Source organism: Methylocystis sp. B8 (assembly GCF_005771425.1).
Classification (GTDB): Bacteria; Pseudomonadota; Alphaproteobacteria; order Rhizobiales; family Beijerinckiaceae; genus Methylocystis.
In genome coordinates this window covers 130,715-142,573 of sequence record NZ_VBTZ01000007.1, presented here as the reverse complement: position 1 = coordinate 142,573, position 11,859 = coordinate 130,715, and the positions used below count along the sequence as shown (strand labels likewise).

At 62.4% G+C, this 11,859-nt stretch carries 8 protein-coding genes; 4 read left to right on the top strand and 4 right to left on the bottom strand.

Annotated features, from left to right (window positions below; genetic code table 11):
- Positions 1–128 precede the first annotated feature (128 nt).
- From FEV16_RS12680 to glyS, 3 genes are all read left to right on the top strand, one after another.
- The gene (locus tag FEV16_RS12680) at positions 129–572 is read left to right on the top strand and encodes a hypothetical protein (RefSeq protein ID WP_138168000.1); all 444 of its coding nucleotides are present in this window, start codon (positions 129–131) and stop codon (positions 570–572) included.
- A 168-nt stretch (positions 573–740) separates the two neighbouring features.
- The gene (gene trxB, locus FEV16_RS12675; protein ID WP_138167999.1) at positions 741–1,703 is read left to right on the top strand and encodes a thioredoxin-disulfide reductase; all 963 of its coding nucleotides are present in this window, start codon (positions 741–743) and stop codon (positions 1,701–1,703) included.
- A gap of 182 nt (positions 1,704–1,885) precedes the next feature.
- Positions 1,886–4,063 carry a glycine--tRNA ligase subunit beta gene (gene glyS, locus FEV16_RS12670; RefSeq protein WP_138167998.1) on the top strand — a complete coding sequence of 726 codons (2,178 nt, stop codon included), beginning with the start codon at positions 1,886–1,888 and terminating at the stop codon, positions 4,061–4,063.
- 53 nt (positions 4,064–4,116) lie between these two features.
- On the opposite strand, the gene FEV16_RS12665 is transcribed toward glyS, so the two are convergent.
- The 3 genes from FEV16_RS12665 to FEV16_RS12655 all read right to left on the bottom strand — a co-directional run bounded on the left by FEV16_RS12665 (position 4,117) and on the right by FEV16_RS12655 (position 9,655).
- Entirely contained in the window at positions 4,117–4,872 is a 756-nt protein-coding gene (locus FEV16_RS12665) for an ImmA/IrrE family metallo-endopeptidase (RefSeq protein ID WP_138167997.1), read from the bottom strand.
- Positions 4,873–4,941: 69 nt separating this feature from the next.
- A complete protein-coding gene (locus FEV16_RS12660; RefSeq protein ID WP_138167996.1) occupies positions 4,942–8,583 on the bottom strand; it encodes a vitamin B12-dependent ribonucleotide reductase in 3,642 nt (1,213 codons plus the stop codon).
- 511 nt (positions 8,584–9,094) lie between these two features.
- Positions 9,095–9,655: a hypothetical protein gene (locus tag FEV16_RS12655; RefSeq protein ID WP_138167995.1), complete on the bottom strand. Its 561-nt coding sequence runs from the start codon at positions 9,653–9,655 to the stop codon at positions 9,095–9,097.
- A gap of 148 nt (positions 9,656–9,803) precedes the next feature.
- Between FEV16_RS12655 and FEV16_RS12650 the strand changes: the two genes are divergently transcribed.
- Positions 9,804–10,712: a GNAT family N-acyltransferase gene (locus tag FEV16_RS12650; protein WP_138167994.1), complete on the top strand. Its 909-nt coding sequence runs from the start codon at positions 9,804–9,806 to the stop codon at positions 10,710–10,712.
- 349 nt (positions 10,713–11,061) lie between these two features.
- Here FEV16_RS12650 and FEV16_RS12645 read toward each other — a convergent pair whose 3' ends face one another.
- A complete protein-coding gene (locus tag FEV16_RS12645; protein ID WP_138167993.1) occupies positions 11,062–11,805 on the bottom strand; it encodes a lysophospholipid acyltransferase family protein in 744 nt (247 codons plus the stop codon).
- Between the last annotated feature and the right edge of the window lie 54 nt (positions 11,806–11,859).

The window sequence follows — 11,859 nt, the reverse complement described above, 5'->3', positions numbered from 1 at the left end:
ATTCAACAGCTTGAACTGTGCGAGAGGCGCGCAATGTACCTGGCTGCGGAGCAGCGGCGGACACTGAGTGGGGGGACTTATTTCGGTTCGCCAGCGCGTTTCTAGCGAGAGCGGGAAAGGAGCCGGACATGTCTAAATCGATCAAAACGGCGGCGGCGACCGGCGCCCTGCTCATCGGCTTGATGGCCCATTCCGGCGTCGCTAAGGCGCAGCGATGGGACGGATGGCATGGCTTCGGCTGGGGCGGCGGCGGCTTCCGCGGCGCGGTTCTGCCCGGCGTCGGCTGGCGCGGCGGTTGGGGCGGCGATGCGGGCGGCTGGGGCCGGCCTGCGGGCTGGGGCCGGCCTTGGGGCTGGAGCTATTACCGTCCATGGCGGCGCCCCTTTTCGCCCGGCTACGGCGCCGGGCTCGTGGGCGCGGGGGCGGGTTGGGGTTGGCCCTATTATTCGAACGTCGCCTCTGACAGCTGCTATCAGCTCCGTCCCGTATGGACCCATTGGGGCTGGCGGCGCCAGTGGGTGAACGTCTGCTGGGGCGACTACGGCGGCTGGGGCGGATATGGCGGCTGGTAAAGCTCATCTCTTCACCCAAGGCAAACCGCAGGCGGCGATCCCCTCGCGGCTAATCGCCGGGATGTGACTCGCGACGGTGGGACGGACGCGATCTCACTTCAGCCCGAGCGGTTGCGGCGACGTTCATAATGGCTAGATTGCGGGCGTCGTCACTCGCGAGGCCACCTCATGCCGCAGCATGCGCGCGTCATCATTATCGGCTCCGGCCCGGCCGGCTATACGGCGGCGATCTACGCCGCGCGCGCGCTGCTCGAGCCGATGCTCATCGCCGGCTTCGACCAGGGCGGCCAGCTCATGATCACGACCGAGGTCGAGAACTACCCCGGCTTCGCGGAGCCGATCCAGGGGCCATGGCTCATGGAGCAGATGCGCCTGCAAGCCGAACATGTCGGGACAAAGCTCGTCTCCGATCACATCGTCGAGGCCCATCTCGATGAACGGCCCTTTAGGCTCACTGGAGATTCCGGCGCGTCATACACCTGCGATTCGCTGATCGTCGCGACGGGCGCCAAGGCGAAATGGCTCGGTCTGCCGAGCGAGGAGAAGTTCAAGGGCTTCGGCGTCTCCGCCTGCGCGACCTGCGACGGCTTCTTCTTCCGCGGCAAGAAAGTGCTCGTCGTCGGCGGCGGCAACAGCGCGGTCGAGGAAGCGCTGTATCTTTCAAATCTCGCGTCGCATGTGACGATCATCCACCGCCGCGATGAATTCCGCAGCGAGCGCGTCTTGGTGAAGCGTCTGCTCGCGCAGGAAAACGTTTCGATTCTCTTCAATCACGTGATTGAGGAGATCGTCGGGGAGGAGAATCCGCTGAGCGTCACGGGAGCGCGCGTCAAGAATGTCGCGACTGGCGCGATCCACACGCTCGAAGCGGACGGCGTCTTCGTCGCGATCGGCCATTCGCCGGCCTCCGAACTCTTCCGCGGCCAATTGACGATCAAGCCTTCCGGCTACATCGCCGTCGAGCCTGGAACGACGCGCACGAGCATGCCTGGCGTCTACGCCGCCGGCGACGTCGCCGACGAAATCTATCGTCAGGCGGTCACCGCCGCGGGGCTCGGCTGCATGGCGGCGCTCGAAGTGGAAAAGTTTCTGCTCGACGCGCCGAACTCGGCGGTCAAGGAAATCGCCTAGATTCATTGCGGCTGCGGAGACCACCCTCCCCTTGACGGGGAGGGTCGCGCCGGAGGCGCGGGGTGGGGTGACGCCAACCACCGCTCGCGCGCTCGACACCTTGCGAAGCTCGCTATACGAAACCTTTCAACCAAGCGCGCGCCTCCCGCGGCAAGTGGGGGGAGGGGGAATAGTCTCCGCCAATGCCCGATCTGCTTTTCGAACTATTCTCCGAAGAAATTCCGGCGCGCATGCAGCGTCAGGCGGCTGACGACCTGAAGCGGCTTGTCACCAATGCGCTTGTCGAGCGCGGACTGACCTATGAGGGCGCCGCCGCCTATGCGACGCCGCGCCGCCTTGCTCTGCAAGTTGTCGGCCTGCCTTCGCGCCAGCCCGATCTTCGCGAAGAGCGCAAAGGTCCGCGCGTCGGCGCGCCGGAGGCGGCGATCGCCGGTTTTCTCAAAAGCGCCGGTCTCGCGTCGCTCGATCAGGCGAAGATCGAGAAGGACCCGAAGAAGGGCGAGTTCTATGTCGCCGTGATCGAGCGCGCCGGCGCCGAGACGATCGACGTGCTCGCCGAAATTCTCCCCGAGATCGTCAAAAGCTTTCCCTGGCCCAAATCGATGCGCTGGGGCGCGGCCTCCGAGCGCCCGGATTCGCTGCGCTGGGTGCGGCCGCTCCATTCCATCGTCGCGACTTTCGGACCTGAAACCGAAACGCCCGACGTCGTGGTTTTCGAGGTCGACGGCGTTACGTCGGGCAATGTGACCCACGGCCATCGCTTCATGGCGCCTTATGCGATCCAGGTGAAGCGCTTCGACGATTACGCGCTGGCGCTCGAACGCTCGAAGGTCGTCATCGATCCGGCGCGCCGGCGCGACATCATTCTGCATGACGCAAAAGACCTCGCCTTCGCGCAAGGCTTGGAGCTGGTCGAAGATGCAGGTCTTCTCGAAGAAGTCGCGGGACTCGTCGAATGGCCCGTGACGCTCATGGGGTCGTTTGACGAGAGTTTCCTCTCAGTTCCAGCGGAAGTCATCCGCGCGACGATCCGCGTCAATCAGAAATGCTTCGTCTTGCGCCAGAACGGGGAGCTCACCAACCGCTTCATCCTCGTCGCCAACATCGAGGCCTCGGACGGCGGCGCGACGATCGTCGCCGGCAATGAGCGCCCCATCGCCGCGAGGTTGTCGGACGCGAAGTTCTTCTACGAGACCGATCTCAAGTTGAGGCTCGAAGAGCGTCTGCCAAAGCTCGACGCCATCGTCTTTCACGAAAAACTTGGGACGCAGGGCGAGCGCGTGAAGCGCATCGCTGCGCTCGCAAAGGAGCTTGCGCCGATCGTCGGCGCCGACGCCTTTCTGGCGGAACGCGCGGCGACGCTCTGCAAGGCCGATCTCGTTTCCGAAATGGTCGGCGAGTTTCCTGAACTGCAAGGACTGATGGGCCGCTATTACGCAGCCGCGCAAGGCGAAGACGCCAGCGTCGCCGCGGCGATCGAGGAGCATTACAAGCCGCAGGGGCCGAACGACCGTATCCCGACCGATCCGACATCGATCGCCGTTGCGCTCGCCGACAAGCTCGACACGCTCGTCGGCTTTTGGGCGATCGACGAAAAACCGACGGGGAGCAAGGACCCGTATGCGCTGCGCCGCGCGGCGTTAGGGGTCATTCGGATTGTGTTGGAGAATGAGCTGCGGTTGCCGCTTCATGGCGTCATGGCCGGGCTTGTCCCGGCCATCCACGGGCGACACAAGAGCGTTGATGCCCGGAACAAGTCCGGGCATGACGTTGCAGCGGACCTCCTCGAGTTTTTCATCGATCGCCTGAAGGTCTACTTGCGCGACAAGGGGGCGCGATACGATCTGATAGATGCGGCGCTTGGCGCCGTCGCCTTCGCCGACTCCGAGAAGGAGGAAGCGACAAGCGCTCCGCTACAGGACGATCTGCTCATGATCACGCGCAAGGTCGACGCGCTCGACAAATTCCTTGCAACCGACGACGGCAGAAATCTGCTCGCGGGTTTCCGCCGCGCCGTCAATATTCTTAAGATTGAAGAGAAGAAGGACGGGCCGGAGGCCTATGCGCAGCGCCACGCGCCGAATCTGCGCATCGAGCCGCAGGAGCATAAGCTTGCCGCGGCGATCGCCCGCGCGCGCGAAGAGACCGCGGAACATTTGAAGACGGAAGATTTCGCCGGCGCCATGCGCGCGCTGTCAAAACTTCGCGCGCCGGTCGACGCCTTCTTCGACGATGTGACGGTCAATGCCGAGAACGCCGATTTGCGCTTGAACCGCTTGCGGCTCCTCGCCGAGCTGCGCCGCGTGATGATGGGCGTCGCCGATTTCGGCAAGATCGCGGGGGAAGCTACTGCGTCGTAGGAAAAACCGCCTTCCGTGCAAGGTCCAGGATGAGGGGCCCTTGTTGCGCCCTACTAGCCTGGATCGCCATCCTGGTAACGGTCCGATACAGTGTCGCATTCTTGGCACATGTATTTCGATCCCACGGGAAAAACTGTCCTGCTACCGCATACCGTACATGGTTCATCAAGGTAATGAAGCGAATGGGATAAATCACGCCGCTCATTCATGTACTCATCACGGAGAAGTTGAATTTTTTCAGCAGTCCGGGCTCGATTGCGTCTCTTTTCAAGATTTGAAAAATAGATTTTTGCAGACTCCATGCTGATCCCGGCTTGAACCGAAATATCAGAAGCGCTAACTGCTTTTTCTGCGATTTCATCATTTATGAGGAAAGCCGTCGCAAATACGCCGGCCTGATGCTCGCCAGATTCATACGGCTTCAGCCAAAAATGCTTCGTGTTGCCCGTGGCAACGCGAAGCATTTCTGAGCTTTCATGCATGACCCCGTGGGCGATCTCATGGGCACAAGTGTGTCGCGCACGTCCGACTCCATATTTCGCATCTTCGAAAACGCTGTGTTTGATTTGAATGGATACCTCTTCAGAGGTAACAGTTGTCTTGCCGTCGTCGTCACCCATCTCGGCATCGGGTACGACTGAGAAGCGAAGAGGCTTGACCCCCCTAATGGTCCAAATCGATTTGGACTTTAGGCATTCGATTATGTCAATCCGGCTTGCGGCAGATTGCCCAAATGCGTCACGCGCCTGTTTAGCGTAGCGACAAACCTGTTCGTCTGACAGCGGTTTCGCACGGAAGTCGTGGGGCATACGCCATACTCCTTGATATTTTGCTTGTCCTTCCCCACAAGCGCGTTGTTTCTCAGATCATTCCTTCGCTCAACTACACCCCGTCGTGGCGCCACACGTCTCGCACTTCAAACAAGTGCCGTTGCGCACCAGCGTGAAATTGGCGCATTCGGGGCAGGCTTCGCCGACATAGCCCTTCATGCGCGCTTCGGCGCGTTTCTCGGCGACGCCAGTGACCGTCTTCGTCGGCTCGGTCCAGCCGAGCGACGACAGCGCCTCCGCCTCGCGCACGGCCTCCGGCGTTGGCTCCGCCTTCAAAGCGACCGCGCCGCCGCCTTGCACCACCATCAGCCTGTCGGTCTTGGAGCGTAAGAGGCCGCGCGAGACGACGGAATTCGTCTCGGGCGCCTTGCCTTCATGCTGGCCCTTTCCGAGCACGTCATGACCGATGTCGTCCGGCGACACATGCGCAAGATCGTTGCGGCCGAGATAGGAGACGGCAAGCTCGCGGAACACATAGTCGAGGATCGACGTCGCGTTCTTGATCGCGTCATTGCCCTGCACCGGACCCGCGGGCTCGAAGCGGGTGAAGGTGAAGGCGTCGACATATTCTTCGAGCGGCACGCCATATTGCAGGCCGAGCGAAATCGCGATGGCGAAATTATTCATCAACGAACGGAAGGCCGCGCCTTCCTTGTGCATGTCGATGAAGATTTCGCCCAGGCGCCCGTCGGCATATTCGCCGGTGCGCAGATAGACCTTGTGGCCGCCGACCGCCGCCTTCTGCGTATAGCCCTTGCGGCGATCCGGCAGCTTCTCGCGCTCGCGGATCAACTGATGCACGACGCGCTCGACGACGCGTTCGGCGATCGTCGCGGCCCGCGCCGGCATGTTGGCGGTTACGACTTCCTCGACGGCGTCCATCGCGTCGATGTCGTCGTCGCCGGCGATGAGCTGCGCCGAGAGCGGCTGCGAGAGCTTGGAGCCGTCGCGGTAGAGCGCATTAGCCTTGAGCGCGAGGCGCCATGAAAGCAGATAGGCCTGTTCGCAATCCTCGATCGACGCGTCATTCGGCATATTGATGGTCTTGCTGATCGCGCCCGAGATGAAGGGCTGCGCCGCCGCCATCATGCGAATATGCGACTCGACCGTAAGATAGCGCTTGCCGGTGCGCCCGCAGGGATTGGCGCAGTCGAACACCGGATAGTGCTCGCGATTCAGATAGGGCGCTCCCTCGAGAGTCATCGCGCCGCAGACATGAATATTCGCCGCTTCGATCTCGGACTTGGCGAAGCCGAGATGAGTCAGAAGATCGAAATTCTTGTCGTCGAGCGACGCCGCCGGAACTTTCAGCGTGTCGGTGAGGAAGTCGGGCCCAAGCGTCCATTTGTTGAAGACGAATTTGATGTCGAAGGCGGACGGCAGCGCCGCTTCTACCGCTGCGATCTTTTCGTCGGTGAAGCCGCGCGCGCGCAGGCTCGCGGTGTTGATCGCCGGCGCATTGGAGAGGGTGGCGTGGCCGACGGCATAGGCCTCGATCTCGGCGATCTCGCTTTCGCGATAGCCGAGCGCGCGCAGTCCCTCTGGCACGGCGCGGTTGACGATCTTGAGATAGCCGCCGCCCGCAAGCTTCTTGAACTTAACGAGCGCGAAATCGGGCTCGATGCCGGTCGTATCGCAATCCATCACGAGGCCGATGGTGCCGGTTGGCGCGACGACAGTGACCTGCGCATTGCGATAGCCATAGAGCTCGCCTTGCGCGAGCGCTCTGTCCCAAGCGGCGCCGGCGCGCTCGATCAATGTCTGATCGGGGCACGCGGTCTTGTCGAGCGGCACCGGCGCAATCGCGAGCTGCTCATAGCCAACGCGTTCGCCATGCGCGGCGCGGCGATGATTGCGGATGACCCGCAGCATCGCTTCGCGATTTTCCATGAAGCGCACGAAGGGTCCGCGCTCCTTGGCCATTTCGGCGGAGGTCGCATAGCAGACGCCGGTCATGATCGCCGAAAGCGCGCCGGCGATGGCGCGGCCCGCCTCGCTGTCATAGGCGACGCCGGACGACATCAAGAGGCCGCCGACATTAGCGAAGCCGAGGCCGAGCGTGCGGTAGTCGTAGGAAAGCTGCGCGATCTCCTTCGACGGGAATTGCGCCATCAGCACCGAGATTTCGAGCACGATGGTCCACAGCCGCACGGCGTGCTCGTATGAGTCGACGTCGATGCGCTTGGTCTCGAGGTCGCGGAACTGCAGCAGATTGAGCGAGGCGAGGTTACAGGCCGTGTCGTCGAGGAACATATATTCCGAACACGGATTCGACGCCCGAATAGGGCCGCCCGCCGGGCAAGTGTGCCAGTCGTTGATCGTCGTGTGAAATTGGATGCCCGGATCGGCGGAAGCCCAGGCCGCGTAGCCGATCTTCTCCCACAGGTCGCGCGCTTTCAGCGTCTTCGCCGGTTTGCCATCGAGGCGCTTGATGAGAGTCCAGTCGCCGTCCTTCTCCACCGCTTGCAAGAACTCGTCCGTCACGCGCACGGAGTTGTTGGAGTTCTGGCCTGAGACGGTGAGATAGGCTTCGCTGTCCCAGTCCGTGTCATAGGTGTCGAACTGGATGTCCTTGTAGCCTTGCTTGGCGAACTGAATGACGCGCTTGATGTAATTGTCCGGCACTTCGTTGCGGCGCGCGAGCTTGATCTCGCGTTTCAGCGCCGGATTGATCTCTGGGTTAAAGCAGTCGTCGCCGGGGCCCTCGCAGTTCACGCAGGCGCGCATGATCGCCTTCAAATGCTTCTTGACGATCTTGGAGCCCGTGACGAGCGATGCGACCTTCTCCTCCTCCTTCACCTTCCAGTCGATGAATTGCTCGACGTCGGGATGATCGATGTCGACGACGACCATTTTCGCCGCGCGCCGCGTCGTGCCGCCGGATTTGATCGCGCCCGCCGCGCGGTCGCCAATCTTGAGGAAGGACATGAGGCCCGATGAAGAGCCGCCGCCCGAAAGCTTTTCCTTCTCGCCGCGCAGCTTCGAGAAATTGGTGCCGGTGCCCGAGCCATATTTGAAGAGCCGCGCCTCGCGCACCCAGAGGTCCATGATGCCGCCGTCATTGACGAGATCGTCGGCGATCGACTGGATGAAGCAGGCGTGCGGCTGCGGATGCTCATAAGCCGATTTCGACTTCACCATCTTGCCGTTGGCGTAGTCGACGTAGAAATGGCCCTGGCTCGGCCCGTCGACGCCGTAAGCCCAGTGCAGGCCGGTGTTGAACCATTGCGGGGAATTCGGCGCCGCCATTTGCATGGCGAGCATGTAGCGAAGCTCGTCGCTGAAAGCCTGGGCGTCTTCCTCCGTGTCGAAATAGCCGCCCTTCCAGCCCCAATAGGTCCAGGCGCCGGCGAGACGGTCGAAGACCTGCTTGGCGGAGGTCTCGGAGCCATTGCGCTGGTCCTTGGGCAGTTCTGCGAGCGCCTCCGTATCGGCGACGGAGCGCCACAGGAAGGAGGGAACGGCGTTCTCCTCGACGCGCTTCAGGCGCGCCGGCACGCCGGCCCTACGGAAATATTTCTGCGCCAGAACGTCGGCCGCGACCTGGCTCCACTGATTGGGGACTTCGATATTGTCGAGGGAGAAGACGATGGAGCCATCGGGATTGCGGATCTCGCTCTTCGTCGTGCGGAACGGAACGTTCGCATAAGGAGATTCGCCCGCCTTGGTGTAGCGCCGCTCAATTTTCATCGTTCCATCCCCTCAAAGCGCAGGCGTCCGCCCGCGCGCAGCCGTTCGCCGGCCCGCGACGCAATTCTTGCCAAATCCGGAACTCGAAAGACACGCGCCCCGGTCACACGGAAAGCCTTTCCGCGGCTGAAGGACGCTCCGAAACGAAAATTGCCTTCACGCAAAGTGACGCTCACGTCCGGCTGGCGCCGGGGACGGCCAAACTCCCTTGGGAAGGTTCGCCGCGTCGTCATTCCGTGATGCCTCCAGACTGCGCGAGTCTTCCGACGGCGTCAAGATGTAGTGGTCAAAAATTAATAGAACGACAATATGTGGATAATTTAGTGGATAAAGGCGAAAATTCCAGCCGGGCCCTAAGGAGGGTCCGTCATCTCGCGAGATTCGGCAAGCCGGACTTTTAGCGTTCGTTAGTGGCGGCGCGCCGGCCCCTCACCCTTCGAGACGGCCTCTTCGAGGCCTCCTCAGGATGAGGGGCCGGATTACGCTGATTGATTGTCCTGCGGCGCGGAAACTATTTGCAAGCCTTTTCAGGCGCGGCTTTCAGCAGAAAATCGCGGTTCTGCGCATCGCTCGGGCTCAGATAAAGAAACGGCCCCACGTCTGAGCCCGTCTGCGGCAGCTCCAACGTCTCCAGCACGATAACGACCAACGCTCCGCCTGGACGCGGCGCGATGCGAAAGCGACCCGAATGCGCGTCGTCGATCCGGCAATCGCGAACGCCTGGCGTCTTCGTCTTGCAGACACGCGTCTCGGCGGCTGAATCGGAGCCGTTGCAGACGAGGCCGTCGGCCTCGGACCAGCAGGCGCCAAGCGAGTCAAAGCTCTTCTTCTGTTCTCCCGTCCATATCTGCAGGAGCGCGTCGGCGATGGGCGGCTTTGCGCCGCTTTCCGACGGCGACACCGAAGTTGGCGCAATCTTCAGTCGCACATGGCGCACGATCTGATGGCGATGCGCGCCAAGATGCGCTTCGTCATAGATTCGTTCGTAGCAGCCGGCGAGCGGCGTCTCAGCGCGCGCTTGCGTTGCGGCGAGACAGATCGCCGCGCCGGCGCGCCGCAATCTTTTCATCATGGTCGCTCTCATTGGTTTTCTCGCCTTGTACATGCGCTTACATGCGCCAGATCCGCAACTCGAGCGGCGCAGCAGCAATCGTCGCGTCACAAAAGCTTCGCCTCACCGTGATCTTCAATCAGATGGATCGTAGCGGAGCGACTCGCACATGTGGACGGTTAACGCGGACTTCGGTCAGTCGATCTTCGCCCTCGTCAATTTTCCGCAAACTGCTTCGAAAAGGCCGAAAGAGACTAAAAAAGCGCTCAGCGATGCGCTTGGCCGTTTGGGTGCGCTCGAAGTGCGTCTCGCGCGCGGCAAGAGGGAAGTGCGCAAGGCTCAGCGCCTGCGCTACCAGGTCTTTTACAAAGAAGGCGGCGCCATTCCCGACGCCCGCACGGCCTTCACCCGCCGCGACGCTGACCGGTTCGATAAATTCTGCGATCATCTCATCGTTATTGATCACGCGGCGCAGACCCGCCTCGGCAAGATCAGGCCAAAAATCGTCGGCGCCTATCGGCTGATGCGCGACGACATGGCGCGGAAGGCCGGCGGCTTCTATTCCGAAAGCGAATATGACGTCGCTCCGCTCCTCGCGCGCCATGTTGGCATGCGCGCGCTGGAGCTCGGGCGCTCCTGCGTGCTCGCCCCCTATCGCAGCAAGCGCACGATCGAACTTCTGTGGCGCGGGCTTCTCGCCTATGTGCGGGCGCATGACATCGACGTGATGTTCGGCTGCGCAAGCTTGCACGGCGCCAATCCGCTCGCCCATGCGCAGGCGTTGAGCTATCTCGCGCATTACGCGCCCGCGGAGGAAGAGTGGCGCGTCAGCGCGCGAGAAGAACTGCATACGCCGATGCGTATGCTCGCGCGCGACGCCTTCGACCCGCGCAAGGCGCGCGACGCGCTCTCGCCGCTGATCAAGGGCTATTTGCGGCTCGGCGCGCGTTTCGGCGACGGCGCCGTCGTCGACCGCAAATTCAACACGACCGATGTCTTTGTGGTGATGCCCGTCGCAGAAATTGACGCGCGCTATCTGGAATTCTTCGGCGGCGCGTCCCATCGCCGCGCGGCGTAGCGCTTCTGTCATTCCCGATGCGCACAGCGCGATCGGGAATCCAGCGCGAACGCAAGAGATTGGGGTCGCAACTCCGAATTCCCGATCAGGCCTTCAGCCTGTCGGGAGTGACAGCCGCAAATCGAAACGGCTCCTCGTCCTTCGAGACGCGTGCTGTGCACGCTCCTCAGGATGAGGAGCCTTGGGTTGCGCAAATTGATTTCGCTTGAACCGCCACAAGCAGTCCTCATCCTGAGGAGCCGCCCGTAAGTCGCGGTTTACCCGACTTGCGCATTAGATGCGATCTCGGGCAAGCCCGAGATCGAAGCGGCGTCTCGAAGGACGAGGACTGCGATGCTTTCCGGTTGCCCTAAAGCGACGCCAGCAACTTCTGCACACACGCGCGCGTCTCGGTCGCGAGCGTCTTGCGATCCTTGCCGGTCGTCTCAATTGGCGGGCCAAACGCGACGTGGCACTGTGAGCGGCCGCGCTTCATGAGACTCCATAGATGCGGCAAGAATGTCATGTCGCCATACCAGCCGACATCGATCTTACGCGCGCCGTCGGAGTAGGCGATCGCCACGGGCGCAAGCGTCGGCGCTTCGCCCCGCGCAGCCATCGCTTCCAGCGGCGCGAAATGCGCCGAGCGAAACGGCAGAACCTCGGCGCCGTCGCTCGACGTGCCTTCGGGAAAGACGACGAGATCGCCGCCCGCGCGCAGCACATCGGCGAGCGCGTCATTCACCCGCGCGACGTCCTGCCTCGAACCCCGCTCGACGAAGACGGTGCCTTGGAGCCGCGCAAGCAGACCGAGCGCTGGCCAGCTTGCGACTTCGCTCTTCGCCAGGAAGACGAAAGGGTAGAGGCTCGCGAGCGCAATAATGTCGGTCCAGGACACATGATTGGCGACGACAAAGCGCGGCGCAGGCGAAGGCAGGGCGCCGCGCGCGTCGACCTGAATGCCGAGGACCGCGCAGACCGCGCGGCAGAAGCGCGTCTGGATAACGTGCTGAATCGGCCAGCCGCGCCGGCGCGCCAGCGCCTGTAGCGGGACGAGAAAGACGAAAGCGCCCGTCAGCGTGAAGGCGAAGGCGAGCGCGCGCAGATAGGGCATGGCGCGCAGATGGCGCGCTCGTAAGACGAATGTGTGACGGTTTTCAAGGATGTC